At 70.8% G+C, this 18365-nt stretch carries 17 protein-coding genes and 1 pseudogene; 10 read left to right on the top strand and 8 right to left on the bottom strand.

What is annotated here, in order from left to right; genetic code table 11:
- The first annotated feature begins 151 nt into the window (after positions 1–151).
- Positions 152–970: a proline hydroxylase gene (locus tag ACFVUY_RS26650; protein WP_387733930.1), complete on the top strand. Its 819-nt coding sequence runs from the start codon at positions 152–154 to the stop codon at positions 968–970.
- Positions 971–1096: 126 nt separating this feature from the next.
- Here the strand turns inward: ACFVUY_RS26650 and ACFVUY_RS26645 are convergent, their stop codons facing one another.
- Together ACFVUY_RS26645 and ACFVUY_RS26640 are read right to left on the bottom strand one after the other, a co-directional pair.
- Positions 1097–3310, bottom strand: coding sequence for a glycoside hydrolase domain-containing protein (locus ACFVUY_RS26645; protein ID WP_387733928.1), 2214 nt, complete (start codon positions 3308–3310; stop codon positions 1097–1099).
- A 457-nt stretch (positions 3311–3767) separates the two neighbouring features.
- On the bottom strand, positions 3768–4487 hold the full coding sequence (locus tag ACFVUY_RS26640) for a TetR/AcrR family transcriptional regulator (protein ID WP_387733925.1): 720 nt from the start codon (positions 4485–4487) through the stop codon (positions 3768–3770).
- Positions 4488–4634: 147 nt separating this feature from the next.
- Between ACFVUY_RS26640 and ACFVUY_RS26635 the strand changes: the two genes are divergently transcribed.
- From ACFVUY_RS26635 to ACFVUY_RS26625, 3 genes are all read left to right on the top strand, one after another.
- Positions 4635–5555 (top strand): NAD-dependent epimerase/dehydratase family protein, encoded by a 921-nt coding sequence (locus ACFVUY_RS26635; RefSeq protein ID WP_387733922.1) that lies wholly within the window; start codon positions 4635–4637, stop codon positions 5553–5555.
- 138 nt (positions 5556–5693) lie between these two features.
- The gene (locus ACFVUY_RS26630) at positions 5694–6650 is read left to right on the top strand and encodes a hypothetical protein (RefSeq protein WP_387733920.1); all 957 of its coding nucleotides are present in this window, start codon (positions 5694–5696) and stop codon (positions 6648–6650) included.
- A 239-nt stretch (positions 6651–6889) separates the two neighbouring features.
- On the top strand, positions 6890–7645 hold the full coding sequence (locus ACFVUY_RS26625) for a hypothetical protein (protein WP_387733918.1): 756 nt from the start codon (positions 6890–6892) through the stop codon (positions 7643–7645).
- 47 nt (positions 7646–7692) lie between these two features.
- Here ACFVUY_RS26625 and ACFVUY_RS26620 read toward each other — a convergent pair.
- The 5 genes and pseudogenes from ACFVUY_RS26620 to ACFVUY_RS26600 form a co-directional block, all read right to left on the bottom strand.
- Positions 7693–8509: pseudogene (locus ACFVUY_RS26620) on the bottom strand (IS5 family transposase).
- Positions 8510–8652: 143 nt separating this feature from the next.
- Positions 8653–10239 (bottom strand): carboxylesterase/lipase family protein, encoded by a 1587-nt coding sequence (locus tag ACFVUY_RS26615; RefSeq protein ID WP_387733916.1) that lies wholly within the window; start codon positions 10237–10239, stop codon positions 8653–8655.
- 236 nt (positions 10240–10475) lie between these two features.
- The gene (locus ACFVUY_RS26610; RefSeq protein WP_387733913.1) at positions 10476–10793 is read right to left on the bottom strand and encodes a hypothetical protein; all 318 of its coding nucleotides are present in this window, start codon (positions 10791–10793) and stop codon (positions 10476–10478) included.
- A gap of 36 nt (positions 10794–10829) precedes the next feature.
- Positions 10830–11159, bottom strand: a complete 330-nt coding sequence (locus ACFVUY_RS26605) for a hypothetical protein (protein WP_387733911.1) — start codon at positions 11157–11159, stop codon at positions 10830–10832.
- 298 nt (positions 11160–11457) lie between these two features.
- A complete protein-coding gene (locus ACFVUY_RS26600) occupies positions 11458–12507 on the bottom strand; it encodes a HEAT repeat domain-containing protein (protein WP_387733909.1) in 1050 nt (349 codons plus the stop codon).
- Between ACFVUY_RS26600 and ACFVUY_RS26595 the strand changes: the two genes are divergently transcribed.
- A complete protein-coding gene (locus tag ACFVUY_RS26595; RefSeq protein WP_387733907.1) occupies positions 12491–13141 on the top strand; it encodes a TetR/AcrR family transcriptional regulator C-terminal domain-containing protein in 651 nt (216 codons plus the stop codon). The genes ACFVUY_RS26600 and ACFVUY_RS26595 overlap by 17 nt on opposite strands.
- 37 nt (positions 13142–13178) lie before the next feature.
- Here ACFVUY_RS26595 and ACFVUY_RS26590 read toward each other — a convergent pair whose 3' ends face one another.
- A complete protein-coding gene (locus tag ACFVUY_RS26590) occupies positions 13179–14144 on the bottom strand; it encodes an NAD(P)-dependent alcohol dehydrogenase (RefSeq protein ID WP_387733905.1) in 966 nt (321 codons plus the stop codon).
- A 100-nt stretch (positions 14145–14244) separates the two neighbouring features.
- Here ACFVUY_RS26590 and ACFVUY_RS26585 point away from each other — a divergent pair, with 100 nt between their 5' ends.
- The 5 genes from ACFVUY_RS26585 to ACFVUY_RS26565 all read left to right on the top strand — a co-directional run bounded on the left by ACFVUY_RS26585 (position 14245) and on the right by ACFVUY_RS26565 (position 18241).
- The gene (locus ACFVUY_RS26585) at positions 14245–14925 is read left to right on the top strand and encodes a TetR/AcrR family transcriptional regulator (RefSeq protein ID WP_387733903.1); all 681 of its coding nucleotides are present in this window, start codon (positions 14245–14247) and stop codon (positions 14923–14925) included.
- A gap of 51 nt (positions 14926–14976) precedes the next feature.
- Positions 14977–15453 (top strand): hypothetical protein, encoded by a 477-nt coding sequence (locus ACFVUY_RS26580; RefSeq protein WP_387733901.1) that lies wholly within the window; start codon positions 14977–14979, stop codon positions 15451–15453.
- Between the two features lie 199 nt (positions 15454–15652).
- Positions 15653–16720: a protein kinase family protein gene (locus tag ACFVUY_RS26575; protein ID WP_387733899.1), complete on the top strand. Its 1068-nt coding sequence runs from the start codon at positions 15653–15655 to the stop codon at positions 16718–16720.
- Between the two features lie 499 nt (positions 16721–17219).
- Positions 17220–18020 carry a hypothetical protein gene (locus ACFVUY_RS26570; RefSeq protein WP_387694652.1) on the top strand — a complete coding sequence of 267 codons (801 nt, stop codon included), beginning with the start codon at positions 17220–17222 and terminating at the stop codon, positions 18018–18020.
- The gene (locus ACFVUY_RS26565) at positions 18017–18241 is read left to right on the top strand and encodes a hypothetical protein (RefSeq protein WP_380631129.1); all 225 of its coding nucleotides are present in this window, start codon (positions 18017–18019) and stop codon (positions 18239–18241) included. Before ACFVUY_RS26570 ends, ACFVUY_RS26565 begins: the two co-directional genes overlap by 4 nt.
- Positions 18242–18365 lie beyond the last annotated feature (124 nt).

Genomic DNA, 18365 nt, shown 5'->3' with positions numbered 1-18365 from the left:
CTTGTGCGACAGGCCGAGCGGGCGCGTGGCCCCACATGTGGCACCAGGCGACCAAGGCGCCGGACCCCGCTGCCCGAAGCCGTCCGCGCGGCCCCGGGGTGGATGCCGCCGCCCTTCCGTCCGGCCTCTCACCGAGGGGAACACCGCTGCCATGACACCGAGCCGGCACGAGGACGAGGACGACGACGAGGCGATGTTCGGAGCGGAGACGGCCGGGGACGGGGAGCTGCGGGAGGCTCTGCAGCGGCTGGCCGCCGGCACCTGCGCGATCGTCCGGGTGCCCGACCTGCTCCGCGGCGACCCGGGCGACCTGGGCGACCTCGTCGCCCGCATCGAGCAGGCCGACTTCGAGCCCTACGACGAGGAGCGGCTCGACCCGCCGATCCTGAAGTTCGGCCCCGCGGTGTACGACTACTACGGGCAGGGCCAGGTCCGGGACGCCTACTGGGAGAAGGCGGAGCAGGCCCGGAAGGCCGCCCGCGACCTCTACGGCGGAACCGACCCGGCGGTGACCCTCATGCGGCGGCTGGGCACCGAGCTCGGCATTCCGGTGCGCCCTGCGACCATCGGGGGGCGCCCGCTGCACGTGGGCATCCTCCGGGAGTTTCCCACCGGCTCGAAGATCCATTACGACGAGGTGGTGCGGGAGTTCCCCGGCCGCCTCGACGACCAGCCCCTCGTGCAACTCGCCTTCAACCTGCACCTCACCGTCGCCGGGCACGGCGGCGCGCTGACCGTCTGGCGGCACCGCTGGATCCCCGCCGACGACACCCGCAGGGACGGCTACGGCTGGGCCCCCGAGGTCGTCGCCGACGCGCCGTCGGCCACGGTGCGGGCCGAGCCCGGCGAAGGCGTCTTCTTCGACTGCCGCAACTTCCACCAGGTGCGGGACTTCGAGGGCGGCCGCCGGATCACCGTCTCCCTCTTCCTGGGATTCACCATGAACGGCGAACTGATCGTCTGGTCCTGACCGCCGCCCCGGCCCCGGTGCGCCCCCTCGCCGACGTGTTGCCGGACGGGTCGGCCGACGCCCCCGCCCCCGGGACGTACCGGGGGCGGGGGCGCCGGGGTGGTGAGGCGGTGGGATGTGTCCGGGTCAGCTCCGGGTGGCCACCAGCTGGCTGGAGCCGTCCGGCAGGCCCGCGATGGCGGCGCGCTGGGCCGGGAAGGTGCTCGCGCCGTACGCGCCCTGGACCGCGGCGAAGCCGGACCAGGCGCCGCTGGTGAAGCGGGTCTCGTGGTAGAGGTTGCCGTCGTTGCCGATCACCGCCACCTGGGACGAACCGTCCGGCAGACCGGCGATGCCGACCGCCCGCGCGGCCATGGTGGGCGTGCCGCTGCCGGGCAGGGCGGCGAAGCCGGACCAGTTGCCGTCGGCGAAGCGGGCCTCGTGGTAGATGTTCACGTCGCCGCCGATCACCAGGACCTGCGAGGAGCCGTCCGGCAGCCCCGTGATGGACACCCGCGAGGCCGCCATCCGCGAGCTGTTCACACCCGGGAGCGGGGCGAAGCCGCTCCAACTGCCGTTGGAGAAGCGGGTCTCGTGGTAGACGTTCCCGTCGTTGCCGATCGCCAGGACCTGGGCGGACCCGTCGGGCAGGCCGGCGATGGCGATGTCCGATGCCCCCATCGTCGGGGTGCCGACCCCGGGGAGCGCCCCGTAGCCGGACCAGTTGCCGTCGGCCGAGCGGATCCGGTGGTAGACGTTGCCGTCGCTGCCGACGGTCACCACCTGCGAGGAGCCGTCCGGCATGCCCGCGATGCCGGTCCGGCGGGCCTGGGTGGCCGGCGTGCCGTCGTCGGGCACCCCGGCGAAGCCGCTCCAACTGCCGTTCGCGGCACGGACGCCGTGGTAGAGCCGGCCGTCCAGGCCGATGCCCAGCTCCTGCGAGGAGCCGCCCGGCAGCCCGGTGATCGCGGCCTCCGAGCCGCGGAACACGCCCGCGCCGCCCGTCAGCGGGCTGAAGCCGGGCCAGGCGCCCGAGCTCTGGCGCACGCCGAGGAAGAACGCGGAGGACTGGGACGGCGGGGCGGCGGTGAGCTGGATGTCCAGGTAGTCCTGGTCGATCGCGATCGGGTAGCCGCCCCAGTTCTCCGGGTTCTGCGGCGAGGCGTACTGGTGGGCCCGCTGGTGGTTGTTCCAGTAGCCGGCCGGAATCGACGGGTCGGCGGTGTCCTCCCTGCCGTTCCAGTTGGCGCTGAAGACGGCGTCGGGCATGGTGTAGGCGCTGTTGCCGGCGTTGGCGGCCAGGTCCTTCATGCCGGACGAGGAGCTGCTGTAGACGCCGGAGTTGTAGCCCCAGGCGTGCAGTTCGTTGGTCCAGGCGGTGAGGAAGGCGAGCACCGCGGCCGAGTACTGCGGGGTGGTGTACGCCTCCATGTCGTAGTAGAGGATCGTGCCGGGGCCGAAGCCGAGGGCCTGGGCCTGGCTCACCGCGTCGTCGGCGGCGTTGGCGCCCTCGGTGGCGGGGTAGCTGATCTTCGGGGCCTGCACGCCGACGTACATCGGCATGAAGGCCCAGCCCGCGGCCTGCTGCTGCTGGACCCAGGAGGCCGTCAGGTTCGGCTGGGCGCAGGCCCGCCTGACGCCGCCGATGTAGACGCCGACCGCCCGGTACGGGGAGGAGGCCATCCACGCGTTCATCGCGGCGCCGGAGGGCGCCGTACAGGCGTCGAAGCCCTTGCCGGTGTAGTTCGTCGCCGACGCGGGAACCGACGCCGCCGCGGCCGAAGCAGCCGGTGCGGCGGCTGCGGCCATGGCCTGGCCGGACGGCGCGGCAGCGGTGGACTTCGGGGCGGCGGTGCCGGCGGACTTCGGGGCGGCGGTAGTCCCGGGCCCGGCGGGCGCCGGCTGCGGCCGGTGCGTCGGCGCGGGGGTGAGCCCGGCGCCGGTGATGATCCGCCGCACCAGCGGCTGGTCCGTGTCGTACGTCCCGGTCACCGCGACGACGCCGTCGGTCGCCCGGACCGTCTGCGCGACCGGGTTGGAGCCCTCCCGGTCCGGTGCGGCGCCCTCGGCGGGCTCGACCAGCAGGGCCTCAGTGCGGCCGGTCAACCGCGGCGGGCAGACCTGCTGCTCGCCCGGGTGACCGAGGTACACCGCGTGCTGGTCGAAGCGGACGCAGGCCTGCGGGTCCACGGCCAGATCCACCACCGGCCAGGCCGAAGGCACCTGGAAGACGCGGCCCTGGTACGTCACCGACTTGGTGTCCGGGCTCGCGGCGGGAGCCGCTACGGCGGAGCCTGCGACGGCGGGCGCCGCCATCAGCACGGCCGCAACGACGGCCGCTGCGCTCCGGAGCGCTGTCATTGGGGACTTCACCCAGTTCTCTCCTGACGTGACGAAAGACCGCACGCCGAGGAGTCGGCCGCGCGGCGTCGGCCACGATATCCACGCCCTCGACGGGTGCCGCCACAGGCCCCTCCCGTCAACCGACCGTCCGTCAGCCCCCGCTCCCGGACATTCCGCCTGATTCAGTCGATCCGTCCGGGCGGCCGCCCGGATCTGTTCGCCGCTCCGACCGGGGGCGAGCCTGCCGCTGACGCCCAGTGCGCCACCGGCGGCACAACGGACCCCGCACTGCCGGACCGGATAATTCGCATACGAGAATTCGGATGCGCGGAAGGCATCCGACGTATGCACTCGATCAGATGACGTCGTCGGCGAATCCGTGTCCCGCCGCCACCGCCACCGCCACCGCCACCGCCACCGGCGTACGGTCAACCGGCGGCGCAGTGCGCAGCGAAACGAACTCGGTAGTGGGGTGTCACGCAGGAGGAGGCGACAGGACATGGAGCCCGATCGCCTCGGCTGCGATGGTCATGGCGGCGTCGAAGTACGCGGGGTAGTCCGTGATCACCTCGTTCAGGTGACCGAACAGCTCGAAGCTGATCGTGCCGATCAAGGAGATCCAGAGGGTGAGCGACCGTTCCACCAGGTCCGCGTACGGTTCGGCCGGCGCCCCGCCCGCGCTGTCGAGCACCTGCCGGGTGACGAGTCTCGGCCCGGGGAGCGGCTGCGCGGGGGGTCGCAGGAGCCCCGAGGCGTGTGCCTCGACGACGAGACCGGCCATCAGGCGGGTGACCCGGGTGGCGGGGTCGACCGTGTCGGTGGGGGCCTGGTAGCCGGGGACGGGCGAGCCGTAGACCAGGGCGAACTCGTGCGGGTGGGCCAGGGCCCACTGGCGGACCGCCCGGCATGCGGCAAGCCACCGGGCGCCCGGATCGGCGGGAGCGGCGGACGCCGCCCCTGACTCCGCGGCCGCTCCGACCGCGTTGAACGCGTCGATGATCAGCGCGGTGAGCAGTGCGTCCCGGCTGGGGAAGTAGCGGTACAGCGCCGAGGAGGCCAGGCCCAGGTCACGCGCCACCGCGCGGAGCGACAACGCGGCCGCCCCGGTCTCGGCGAGCTGGCGAGTGGCGGCTTCCTTGATCGCACGAGTGAGCTCGGCGCGGGCCAGCTGCCGCGCGGTCTGCGATGCCGTCATGCCACCCATCCTGTCATTCAAGAGCAGTGCACACAAGAGAGAGCACTGCTCTTGACTTCTCCCCGCCACTGCGAGAACACTCCTCGGCGAAGAGAGCACTGCTCGATAAAGAGAGCACTGCTCTCTCAATTCTCCAGGAGGACCCGCATGGCACGGCACATCGTCATCGGCAAGGGCCCCGTCGGCGCCACCACGGCGCGACTGCTCGACGAACAGGGTCACGAGGTCGTCGTCCTGAGTCGCTCCGGCGGCAACGGGAGTACGGCGCTCGACGTCACTGACACGGCATCACTCCGACAAGCCACCAAGGGCGCCGAGGTGATCTACAACTGCGCGAGCCCGCTGTACCACCGGTGGCCCACCGACTGGCCGCCGATCTCGAACGCCCTCCTCGACGCGGCGGAGTCCGCCGGCTCGGTGCTGGTGACGATGGGCAACCTGTACGGCTACGGCCCCGTCGACGCCCCCATCACGGAGGACCTGCCGCTCGCAGGCACCGGCACCAAGGCCCGGGTCCGCATCGGCATGTGGCGCGACGCGTTGGCCCGGCACCAGGCCGGCCGGATCCACGTCGCGGAGGCGCGGGCCTCGGACTTCTTCGGGCCCGGCGTCACCGAGGCCGGCCACCTCGCCCAGCGGATGATGCCCGCGCTCCTGGCCGGCCGTGCGGTCAGGCTGATCGGCAACCCGGACGCACCGCACAGCTTCACCTATGTCCCCGACATCGCCCGTTCGCTCGTACGGCTCGGCACCGACGAGCGGGCGTGGGGGCGCGCCTGGCACGTTCCCACCGCCCAGCCGCTGTCGACCCGGGAGGCGGTCCGGCACCTGTGCCGGCTGGCGGGTCTGCCGCCGGCCAGGGTCGGCCGGATCCCTTGGTGGCCACTCCACCTGGCCGGCCTGGTCAACCCCATGCTCGGGGAACTGCGGGAGGTGCAGTACCAGTTCGACCGGCCGTTCGTGCTCGACTCCCAGGCGTACACCACGACCTTCGGCGAGGTGCCGACCCCGATCGACGAGGCGCTGGGGGCAACCGTCGAGTGGTGGCGGGCGCGGCTCAGCCGGTAGCACCACGTGCGCGGCATCGGCTGTCGGGCTGTGCAGACCCTGCGGCGAAGCCAGGAGCGGGCCGAAGCCGCGCCCAGTGAATCAACTCCGAGCGCAGCGTGGCGCAGAGCGACGCGGCGCAGTCCACTCTCCGAGGACATGATGACGATCCGCCTCTGGCACCGCCCGCTGGTACTGCTCGCCGCCGCCATGGCGGCCCTCGCCCTGGCATCCGCCGTCGGCCTCGCGGTCGACGACCGGATCCTGGTCGGGGAGCCGATCTGGCTGAAGCCCTTCAAGTTCTCCCTCTCCATCGCGATCTATTCGGTGACCCTCGCGTGGATGCTGTCCCTGGGCCGCACGGCCCCCCGCTGGGTCTGGTGGCTCGGAACGACGATCGCCGCCGCCAACGTCCTCGAGATGGCGGTCGTCGTCGGCCAGGTGCTCCGCGGCAGGCAGAGCCACTTCAACGTCGCCACACCGCTGGACGCCGGCCTCTGGTTCGCGATGGCCGCCTCGATCGTCACGTTGTGGCTGGCCAACCTCGGCATCGCGGCCAGGTTGTTCCGCGAGCGGACCGGGGACCGCGCGGCCACCTGGTCCGTCCGGCTCGGCCTGCTCCTCGCACTGGTGGGCATGGCACTCGGCTTCCTCATGACCAGCCCGACCCCTGCCCAACTCGGCGCCATGCGCAGCGGCGCCGCCGTGGGCATCGTGGGGGCACACAGCGTCGGCGTCACCGACGACTCACCCGGCATCGCCATCACCGACTGGAGCAGCACCGGCGGCGACCTGCGCATACCCCACTTCGTCGGCATGCACGCGCTGCAGGCCATCCCGCTCGTCGCCTGGCTGCTGATCGCACTGTCCCACCGGTTCCCGCGGTTGGCCGACGAGCGGACGCGCCTACGCCTGGTCCTGGTGGCGACCGGGACCTACGCGGGCGTGCTGGCGATCCTGACCTGGCAAGCGCTGCGCGGCCAGTCGCTCGTCCACCCCGACGGTGCGACCCTGACAGCCGTGGCCCTGCTGGCCGTTGGCACCGTGGCGTCCGCTGTCGCGGTCGCCCGGCACCACCCTGTGCCACACCGGCGCCGCACAGCAGCGCCGGCATGACCGACCTCGGCCGGCAGTCCCCGCGCGCGAGGCCGCCGCCTTCGAGGAGTTCGGCGCCGCCGAGGGCGACAAGGGCCCGCACCACCTGCGGGCGCTGCTCGGCCGCCCCGGGACCGACGTGAGCGCGGGCGAACTCGCCGCCGTGGCGAGCGGCCAAAACGCCCCAGGCTCACCCGCAGGACGATCCCGCCGCTGAAAAGATCATGCCGGCCACATGATCGGCGGTAGTGTCTGGCCCCGTGTCCGAGACCTTCGCCCCCCAGAACGACATCGTGAACGCCATCGTGGAGAGTGCCGGCCGCGCCACTCTGCCCTTCCAGGAGGCGAACGTCGACCGGAACCGCGGGACGGCGTTCTGGTACAACCACCTGATCGAAAGCACACCTGAAGGGGACACCGTCAGGCAGTACCTGGTGACCGCCGAAGCACTCACGCGGTACGACCTCGCGCAGTGGACGCTGCGCGCCGAACTCTGCGAGCCGGCAATGAGCGCAGAGCAGCTCGTCATGACCGACTTCGCCGCCGGCTGGACCCGCCTCGACGGCCTCGCGGTGGCGGTGATGCCGACAGACGGGCTTGACGCCCACGCCGAGCGCAAGGGCTGGCGGTGGACCACCAACGAGATCACCGAGGGCCTGGCAGCCTCCGAGCAGGACATCGCAGCGATCGGGGACAGTCCGATACCGGCCTACCTCCTGGGCCATGACGTCGGTGCGGAACGGGGCGAGCGGCTGCAGGCCGTCATCGTCGGCGCGATTGCGCGGGACGCGGACGGAATCATCCGCTGGAGCGCTCCGCTGCCGGAAGGATGCGCCGGGGGGCCGGCGTTCATCGGCCGCTCGCTCGGTGACGACCGGTTTCAGCTGGTGTGCGTCGGCCTTGCCCTGCCCGGCGAGGGCGCGAACGAGATCGCCACCTTTGACCGGATCCGGACCGCAGTCAGCGGCCTCGCCCCGGCTGCGCCCCGGCGCTGGTGGCAGCGGCGCCGACGGTGACGCAGCGCGACAACATGCTGATGATCCGGATGACCTTGGAGGGTGTCTCACGTGGCGATCTTGGAAAGCTTCTTGTAGCAGGTCATGACTGCGGCAAGACCGAGGAGGGCGAGGAAGTGGCTGCCCTTCCGTTCGCAACGAACCGTGAGCCGACGGTATCCGAAGAGCCAGGAGATCGACCTCCTAATCTTCCACCGGTGCCTTCCGAGGCGTTCGGAGGAGTCCACGCCTGGCCTGGCGATCCGTGGAGTGATGCACCGGTCGCGTAGCCATGCCAGGTTGGCTGCGGAGTGGTACGCCTTGTCAGCGCGGATCTTGTCGGGGTGTCGACGACGGGGGCCGCGGCGTGAGCGAACGGCCGGGATCCCGAGAACGAGCGGGCGAAGCGCCTGGACGTCGTTGACGTTTGCGGCGGACACCCCGACAACCACGGGCAGTCCCTGGGCGTCGGTGAGAACATGCAGTTTGCTGCCCGCCTTGCCTCGGTCGACCGGGTTCGGCCCCGTCAGCGGACCCCCTTTTTGGCGCGCACTGAGACGGCATCGACGATCACGGAGCTCCGGTCGACTCTGCCACGCGCTCCGATCTCGTCCAGGATCACGCGGTGCAGGCGGCGCCACAGTCCGGATGCGGTCCAGGCGGAGAACCTTCGGTGAGCCGTCGCCGGCGACACTCCGAACGTCGGAGGCAGATGCCGCCACGCGCACCCGCTGGTCAGCACGTACACGACCGCCGTGAACACCGCACGCTGGTCAATGGGGCCGTGCCACCGCCCTGTAGGCGCGGGTGGAACGACGGCAGCACTGGCTTGACCAATGCCCATAGATCATCCGGTACGAGCCGCTGTGACAGATCCCCACCCATGAACGATCACGATGCCGCTCTCGGGCGGCCGCGCGACCGTCGGGCTACCCGCCACCTCTACCCGACAATGGGTCCGTGACTCCTTTCCCGTCGAACCGCGCCCGTTGAACGCTGACGAGCGCGCGGTAAGGCGTGCGAGGCTGTCACGAGCTTGGATCTTGTGGGCTGCCGGCGCAGCCGGAATCCGCCTGTGATCGAGGCTCGGTTGTCGCCCGGCTGGGGTGCAGCACGTTGAACCGGATGTCCTTCCACAGGGCACGGACGAGGCACGTGTCGTCGGCGGCCAGGTGGTCGACGGGGACCATCCAGTACTTGACCGGCGTGGCGGCGGTGGTGACGGGCGGCCAGCCCGGGTGACCGGTGGTTGCGAAGTCGGCCCAGGATTGGAGCATGCGGTCGGACAGGGCGCGGTCGTGGTTGTCGGGGATGCCGCCGATGAGGAAGTGGGCGCCGGGGGCGTCCAGGTTTCCGAACGCGAAGGGGATGTCCGCGGTGTGCCAGGGCCTGGCCTTCCCGCGTTTGCGGGCGAAGCGGGCCAGGTAGGCACGGCCGCCGGCGCGCACGTGGTGCTCGGCGAGGCGGGTGGTGTACTCGCCGAACTGCGCGTCGCCGAAGACCGCGAGGTACCGGTCAAGCGGCGGGGCGTCGGGCATCAACGCACGGTAGCCGTCGAATAGATGAGGTGGGAGTTGCAGTGCCTCGGCGAAATCCGCCAGTTCAGCCTCGGTCGTGACCTCACGGATGGCTCCCACTGCATGGAGGAACCAGTGCTCCTCCAGTGCGTGGCACGCCAGCAGGTCCACCTCTCGTGCCGCGCCGGCGGCAAACGCCTGGAGCGGGTTCTGGGGCAGCACCTCGCCGTCGACAACGGGTTGGAAGATCACGGGGGCAAAGGCGTGAACTTCGGTGATCGGCTCCGCCATGCACAGCGCGGCAGCCTTGTCAGAGGCGGCCACCAGCGCCTCGGGCGACAGGGACAGCAGCCCCTCCGTCGTCGGGGCCACCCCGGCCTGAGCCGCGACCTGCTCAGTGACCGCTGCTGCGAGCTCGACCGTGTAGAAGACGTTGGGCACGCTGTGGGCGATGACGCGGTGGAACAGCCCGCGTGTCTGTTTCATGCCCATCAGGCAGGCCGCTGAGCTCCCTCCGGAGGAGTGCCCGGCCACGGTGACGTTCCCGGGGTCGCCGCCGAAGGCTGCGATGTTCTGCCTGACCCAGCGCAGGCCGGCAATCTGGTCCAGCAGTCCGCGGTTGTCAGGGAATCCGGGCACATGGCCGAAGCCCTCGAAGCCCACCCGGAAGTTGCAGCTGACCACGACCAAACCCGCGCGGGCCAGGGCCGTACCGTCGAAGTCGGGCTGGGCGGAGGAGCCGAAGGTGTTGGCGCCGCCGTGGATCCAGAAGAACACCGGTCGCGCATTGCTGCCCGGACCCTCAGGGACCCACACGTTGAGGGTGAGAACGTCCTCATCTCCAGGACGCCAGACCGGGGATCCGGGCAGCTCCGCCGACTGGGGTGCGATCGGCCCGAAGTCCGTGCAGTCCCGAATCCCGGTCCAGGCCGGTACCGACTGCGGCTCCCGGAACCGGCGGACGCCGAAGGGGGCAGCCGCGTACGGGATACCAAGCACCGCCGTGATGCCGTCACCAATGTCGCGACCCCGTACAGAACCGCTTGCCGTCCGGTACACCCGGTACACGGCTTCAACATCGCATGGTTGCTCATTCATTGCACGCAGTCTTGCTGACTGACGGGCGTCCACGCGACGACGTTTTGGAGACAGTCGCCGACCTATGTGTCGGTCCGAGGCCTCTTGCCACGACCATGTGATCCGCCACAGGCACCCCGTTCGTCCTGACCGATCACGGCAGTCGGGACCGCCACGTGAGACATCGTCTTAGAGCAACACCGACCTGAACGAGAGTTCGAATGCTCCACCACCGAACGGTGGGAGACCGGTAGTGGTCACGGCGTCGAACTGGACCGGGCTGCCAGGAAAAGATCGGTCTGAGGCGGGACAACCATTTCGAACGGGCATGGCCCAGCGCCGTTCGAGCAACTCACATCGAAGTATCGACAGGCATGGAAGGCGCCGTCACCGGTGACGATTCCCAACTGAACATGAGCGGGCGTTTCCATCGCTTTGGTGAAGTCGATCGCCTGAGTCTCGCCCTCGTCGATCATGTTGCCGTCGAAGACCACCGCGCCATTCATCGTCACCCGCACATGACGTTCACCGGTGGTCAACTTGAAGATTGAATTGAAGTGAATTGCGTCCGGCATGGCCGCCACTCCCCAGGTGCCCTCCTGCGCATCCCCCTAGAAGAAGTCATGGTCGTTAAAACCATGGCCACAGCTGGAGCGGGAGCACACGGCAGAGGGCCCGGAGCTGGAAATCTCGAAGGTGGGGCAATCGCATCTGAAGCAGCGGTTACTCCCGCTATCGCCATCAATGTTCTCCGGTAGTTGCCGGCGAGCCTTCGCCTGCACCTCCCGAAGACGCGCCTCAACCTTGTCCAGCTCATCGAGGACTTCATCGCGAGCCTTTTTCTGAGCATCGGTCAGCTCGTACTCGGCAGGCACTGACATCACACCCTTCCAGCCAGGCGTCGTGAAATTAAACCGCCACAACACCCACAGTTCCACCATCGCACCACTGGATCGAGGATGCATCTCCCGCCGATTTCCCTTCGACGAGTCCCAGGAAGGTCGTGAACCCCGGGGCTGCGTCGAACTCAAGGACGACCCCGCGGAGGGCCTGCACATCAAGGGAGTCAAGCACTGGTAGGCGCGAGTCCGGACAGCCGATGGGCCCCGCGAGCCTCGATCGGCGGCCACGCGATCGGCCAGTGGCCGCCGGCCCGGCGCACCGTCATCGCGGCGCCCGTGGGCCGGCGCCGCGTCTGCGGTGTCGCCGCCCGGCTCACCGGTGGTTGCGGTGTCGCCGTCAGGCCGTCCGGTCGATGACGGCCCGGGCGGCGCGCTGCAGTTCCTCGTCGTCCTCGACGCTTGAGAAGAGATCTCCGCTTCGGCGGGCGAGTGCGAGTTCGGCGCCGATCCGTGGACGGGCGGGTGCGGCGGCGGGCCCCATCCGCTGGAGGCAGGCCATGACGCGGGTGGCGGTCGAGTCGTTCTCCTCCCACGCCTCCAGCAACACGGGCAGGACCGTCTCGGCCTCGGCCGGGCCGCCGATGTCGTGGATCGCGGCGGCGGCGTGCACCCGCGTCCAGGCGTGGCCGGCTTCGAGCATCTGCCGCAGGCGGGGCAGTGCTGCGGCGGCCGGCCCTCCGATCCGGCCGAGGACGTCGGCGGCGTCGTGGTTCTTGCCGGTGTCGAGCAGGGCGGTCAGCCGCGGCACGGCATCGGCGGGGTCGCTCTCGATGTCCCACAGGGCCTTCACGGCTGCGAAGCGCAGGTCCGGGTCCTCGGCGTCGCCGAGCCGGTTGAGGGCGGCCATCAGCGCGGCGGCGGATCCCCAGGGCCAGGAGAAGTCCGCGTCGGCCAGGCGTGGTATCAGCCTCGCCAGCAGTTCCCCGGCGGCCTGCGGGAGGCAGCCGGCGACCTGCACGGCACGCCAGTCGTCGGTGCCGGTGTCGAGCGCCGTCAGCAGGCCGGGCAGGGCCCGCTCGTCGCCGAGGCCGGCCAGCGTCGTGACCGCCTGCTGGTGGGCCCGGCGCAGCAGCGGGTGCCGTGCGGCCCAGACGTTCGGGCCGTGGGTGGTTCGGTGCGCTTCCACGAGGGCGGCGAGGGCTTCGCGGGCGGGTTCGGCGAGGGCGGCGGGGAGCTTGCCGAGGGTGTCGGCCGCTTCGGCGGTGGTGTACGGGTCGTCGGGGAGCAGGCAGTCGGCGAGCAGGAGGACGAGGCCGGTGTGGTCGCCGTGCCAGGAGCTGATCAGGTCCCGGGTCATGGCGATGGCGTCGTAGCGGGTGGCCGCGTCGGGGCTGCGGAGTTGGGCGGCGAGCATCGCCGACGCGGAAGGGGTGGCCGCGCTCACCATGCGGCGGCTGGCCGCCGAACTCGGCACCTCGGCCATGTCCCTGTACCGGCACGTGCAGAACCGGGACCAGCTCCTCGCGCTGATGGTCGACGCGGCCTACGCGCAGGCGCCGCTGCCGACCCCGGCCCCGCCGCACTGGCGGTCCCGCCTGGACCTCTTGGCCCGGGCCCAGTGGCGGCTCTACCAGGAGCACCCCTGGCTGGCGGCCACGATGAACCTCGCCCGGCCGCTGCTCGCACCGAATGGCATGCGCCACATCGAATGGGCCCTGGCGGCGTTGGAGGGCCTCGGCCTCGACGCCGACACCCGCATGCACGCGGCGGTCTCGCTCTTCGGATTCGTCCGGGGCTGCGCGGTCGACCTCGCGGCGGAGCAGGAGGCGGGTCACGCCAGCGGTGTCACCGGCGATCAGTGGATGCAGGTCCAGGAGGCCCGGATGGCCGCACTGCTGTCGGACGGCACGTTCCCGGCGTTCACCACCGCCCGCACCGACCCCGGCCTGGGCCTGTCCGCCGAATCCCTGTTCGCCTTCGGCCTCGACCGCCACCTCGACGGCCTGGCGGCCCTCGTCGCCGCCGCGGGCGACCGGTCGGACCTCGGCGGGACGAGCAGCGCGGTCGTCGATCTCCAGTGAGACCGGCGGCACCTCGCCGGGACAGGACAACAGGGTCCTACGCGACCCTGACCACGTACTTGCCCCGGACGCCGCCCGCCTCCAGCGCCCGGTGCGCCGCAGCCGTCTCCTCCAGGGAGAAGACCGTGTCCACCGCGGGGTTCAGCTTGCCCTCGACCACATGGCGGGCGAGGTCGTCGAAGTCCGCCCGCTTGGGGTCGCCGCTGAAGAAGCGCACCCGGCCGTGTCCGTGGACCGTACTGGCCGCGAGGTAGCCGAACGTCGCAGCGGGCCGTTTCGGGTCGAAGGCGATGGTGACCATGCGTCCGCCGGAATCCAGTAGGCGCCGGAAGGCCCGCAGGTCGGTCCCCGCGGTGTCCAGGACCACGTCGAAGCGGCCCAGTTCCGCCGGCCGCACGGTCCGGTGGTCGACGGCCTCGTGCGCGCCGAGCCCGCGGACGAAGTCCAGGCTGGCCGCGCGGGCGAGGGCCGTGACCTCGGCGCCGTACGCCCGTCCGAGCTGGACGGCGGCGCTGCCGACACCGCCCGCCGCGCCCCGGACGAGGAGTCGTTCGCCGGGGCGCAGCCCGGCTTTGTCCCGCAGCGCGGTGATGGCCGTGGTGGCCACCGGCAGCGCGGCGGCGTCCACCGGGTCGAGGCCGTCGGGGAGCCGGCCGACCCGCTCGGCGGGCACGGCCACGTACTCGGCGGCGCTGCCGAACCCGGAGGTGCGGCCCAAGACCCCCCATACCCGCTCGCCGGCCGCGAACCGGGTGACTCCGGCCCCCAGCGCGGCGACCTCGCCGGTGAAGTCCAAGCCGACGCGCTTGGGGAACTTCCTGCCGCTCAGGAGGCGGAGCCGGCCGGAACGGACCGCCAGTTCGCCGCCGTTGACGCTGAACGCGCGTACCTTCACGAGGACCTCGCCGCGGGCCGGCTCGGGGCGTGGCACGCGGCACGCGTAGAGCACATCGGGGCCGCCGTAGCGGTCGTAGAGCACTGCCTTCATCATGCGGTCGTTCATCGTTCCGCCTTTGCCGCAAGGAGCCGTACGGGATCTGGCACCGACCGTAAGCTCTCAAGTGGACGCAATCGTCCGTTTGGACCGGAAGCGAGAGACAGTGATGGCGGAATCCTCTCGGATCACAGCCCGGGCCGGGGTGCGGGCGGACGCCCGGCGCAACCGGGAGCGCGTCCTCGTCGCCGCCCGTGCGGTCTTCGCGGAGCACGGGATCGACGCCCCGATGGCGACCGTGGCCCGTCGGGCCGGGGTCGGCGTGGCGACGCTGTACCGGCACTTCCCGACCCGGGACGCTCTGGTGCGGGGCGCGTTCGCACAGCAGATGGAGACCTGCGCGCGGGCTCTCACCGAGGCACTGGCCGTCCCCGACCCTTGGCAGGGCTTCCAGCAGCTGATCGAGACGGTCTGCGCTCTGCAACGGGAGGAACGCGGGTTCCCGGCCGCGTTCGTCACGGCGTTCCCGGAAAGCACGTCGGAACACGCGCGGTCCCGGCACCAAGCCGAGCGGGACTTCACGACCCTGGTACGCAGAGCACAGGCGTCGGGCGCGCTGCGGGCCGACTTTCACCCTTCCGACCTCGTCGTGGTCCTGTTGGCACACTGCGGCCTGGTGACCGCCCTGCCGGATGACGGTGCGGCCTCCCGGCGCCTGGTGGCCTATCTGCTCCAGTCGTTCCGCACCGACACGGCCGACGAACCGCTGCCCCCGCCGGCCGCGTTGACACTGCGCAGCCTCCCGATCGCAACGGACACTTCCCGGGGGCAGCGGCCCTCCGGAGCCTGACGCGAAGCGGAACCTGCCGCAGGGCACGGCCGTCGTGCAAGGATCGTCGACATGCGGAGCTTCCGGACCGAGGCCGCAGGCCTTGTCTCAGTCGAACGTTCGCAGTTCGGGTTGTGGGAGGAGGACGAGTTCGCCGAGGACGGCAACTGGCTGGAACTGCCACTGGCTGCCGGGACTCCCGGAGTCACACTGACCGACGGGGCGGTCAAGGTCCGCAGTTCGATCCGGGAGCACTATGCGGAGGTGACCCTTGAGCTGACCGACCATCCCGTGCGCCCGGAGGGGTTCAGCCTCCTCACCAGGGTTCCGTACAGGTCGCGGACGGGCCGCATCGACGTGTGGACCCTCTTCTCGGGTCCTGCCGATGTGGCGTTGGAGTTCGAACTCGCAGGAAAGCCGCGCGATTTCATGCTCAGCGTGTTCTGGGCACGTGCAGCTGATTCGGACGATCGGATGAGCGCGGACCTGCCCCGTGGGGTGGAACGGTTCCGTTTCGCGTTCGCGCCGGTGGTGGCGGCGGCGGAATGACCGGCAACCGTCCCGCCGCCGGCCGTGATCCTTCGGGGCCACGACAGGGTCGAGACTCCGCATTTGTCGTTGGGGAACACCGTCGTCCCTGGCATGTGGAGTGACCGGATACAGCGGTGTCACCTCACCCGATCCGGATGGCGGCGACCCTGTTGAGCGATCACCGACGCCCTGCTTCAGGGGCACAGAGGAGCCGTGGATGCGCCACTCCGAATGTCAGCACGACGCACGTCTGGCCGCCTACGGGACCATTGCCACCCGCCTGTCCCTTGTGAGTGACCGGCGTCTCGGCGAGATCGTGGCGTCCGCTCCTCCGGTCGGATCCGGTATCGGCGGCAGGTCGGCGGAGCTGGCCATCGACGGGACGCGGGTCTTCGTCAAGAGAGTGCCGTTGACGGACGTCGAGACCCGGCCGGAGAACGTCCGGTCCACGGCGAACCTCTTCGGGCTGCCGATGTTCTACCAGTACGGAGTGGGCTCGGCCGGGTTCGGTGCCTGGCGGGAGCTGGCCGTCCACATCATGACCACCAACTGGGTCCTCGGGAAGGAGTACGAGGGCTTTCCCCTGATGTACCACTGGCGTGTCCTGCCCGACTCTCCTCCCGAGGGCTTCGTGGACGAGTTCGGGGGCATCGACGGAGCGGTCGCCCACTGGGAAGGCTCGCAGGCGGTACGCGAGCGCCTGGAAGCCATCGGCCGATCCTCCCGCAGCCTGGTGCTGTTCCTGGAACACATGCCGCAGACACTCAGCACGTTGTTGCGTGAGCACGGGGCGACCGCGGTGGCCGGCGGCGGCTCTCCCGCGTGGGTGGAGGATGCTTTGGCGCGGGGCACGGCATTCATGAGCTCTCACGGACTCGTGCACTTCGACGCCCACTTCGACAACCTGCTGACCGACGGCCGGCTGATCTGCTTCGCGGACTTCGGGCTGGCGCTGAGCTCGGGTTTCGAGCTGTCAGCAGCCGAGCAGCAGTTCCTCTCGGACCACCTCGGGTATGACCGCGACTGCACTGCGAGCCATCTGATCCACCACCTCGTCGACCGCGTCCGGGGCGGTATCGAAGCAGACGTGTTCCTTCAGAAGTGGATCGCGGGTCGGAGGCCCGAGGCTGTTCCGCCCGAGATCGCCGCGATCGTCGAGCGGCATGCCAGGGCCAGCGTCGTCCTGGACGGCTTCCACCGCCGGCTGCTGTCGGAAAGCAAGCAGACTCCGTACCCCGGTGCCGAGCTCAACCGCGTCGCAGACGCCGGCGAGACAGCGCGCTGACATTCGAAGGAGCGGGCCCCGGCCGCGACTTGTCAGGGAGGCGACCTGCGGGCCCGCAGCCACGGGCCAACGGCATCCCCGGGGCTCCAGCACCTGGACACTCCGCCCCGGTCGGGAAGGTCAGTCGATCCATACCGTTCTTCGTGGGCGGTCCGGGTCCTTCGCAAGAGACGTGCGCGTCACCGGATGCTCGGCTGGTCGGTCACCGGTCGCCGCCGGTGTGGTCGGCCTCCGGCGTGCCCAAGGTCCGTGTCGCACATCACATCGAGATCCTCAAGATTTTTTGCCGGAACGGCCTCCGCTCGGGCTTGTAGGTAGAAGAGCTTGATGTTTCGACACCGACCTGGAGACGCGCATGGCCATCATCCCCTCGACTCAGGGCGTTAGCTGCCACCCGCCGACCGCCCCCGGGGCCTGCCTTCGAGGACAGGCGGCGGGCGTGCCTTCCGCGCTTCCCGGCCTCAGCCCCGTTTGTGCTGCCCGGAGGCCGAGGCGGTCGGTGGAGGTGTCGCTCGGGACGGTCGGGGAACGACCCTTCCTGGAGGAGGAGGTGGATCCTTATCGGCTCGTGGGAGCCATGATTGTCGGGCTTCTGCAAAGGGAAGCTGCCGTTGAGGACCGGAGCCCTCTGGATGTCGGGCTGACAGCGCTGTTGGGCGGCTTGCTGTTGAAGGTCGCCGCCTATACGGGTGCGCTCGCCTGCGAGCCGCCGAAGCGAGAGGCCCTGGTGGCCGCGCTCGCAGCCCGCGGCGCCGCCATCAGGGGCAACACCGGCAAGGTGAATGAATTCAGCCGGACCTGGCTGGGACTGTCCGACCCGGATCGGTGGCACGCAGCCGTGGAGGCGGCCCTGCTCGGGGACTGGGTGGAGGAACTGGGCAGGGGCTGGAGCGAGGACCCCGAGATCGTCACGCTGTTGCGGCGCTGCTCTCGCGAGGAGCACCGCAATTTCCTGCCGCTGTGGGAACGGAAGGCTCAGGGACGGCGGTTGATGCTCCTCGGCCAGCACATCGGTGCGGACCTCACCGTCGCGGACCTGCTGGTCGACCGCCGCACCCCGGAGGCCGAGGCGCTGAGCGCGGAACTGGCCGACAGCCGGCTCCTCGCGGTCCTTCGGGGCCTGGCCCCTGACGAGGTCGCCACCACCCGGGCCTGGGCCGCCGGCGAGGAGACCTGGGCCCTGGCGGCCCTCGCGGTCGGCCTGCCCGCTGAGTTCGGCGAGCGGGTGCGTCGCAAGCTCAAGCGCCTCGGAACCCGTCACACCGAGCGTGCCCTCGCCGCGGGGACAGTGACGCGATGAGCCGACGGCCGGTTTCCCCCGAGACGGAGCGCGGCCTGCTGGTGCGCGTGCCGGCCGCGCCGACCTGCACCGCCGTGGCCGGTACCGGCTCGGTCGGCGGTGCCCTGCTGTCCGGCACCGTGCCACCCGATTCCCCGCTGGTGTGGCCGCTCATCGTCCTGGCCCTCGGCTCCATGGCCTACGACCTCGGCGTCCGAGCCCTCCGGGGCCGGGACCGCTGACGGTGCGCCCAGGCCCCGGGAAGGAACGTCACCCCAGGGGCCTGGGACATCAGCCCTCGGCCCGCCACAGCTTCGATCTCACCGATCCAAGCTTCGGCTTCAGCGCGTTGACGCCGCCGCGGCA

It is taken from the genome of Kitasatospora sp. NPDC058063 (assembly GCF_042885395.1).
Taxonomy (GTDB): domain Bacteria; phylum Actinomycetota; class Actinomycetes; order Streptomycetales; family Streptomycetaceae; genus Kitasatospora; species Kitasatospora lactacystinica.
This window is presented reverse-complemented; position numbering and strand designations above follow the sequence as displayed.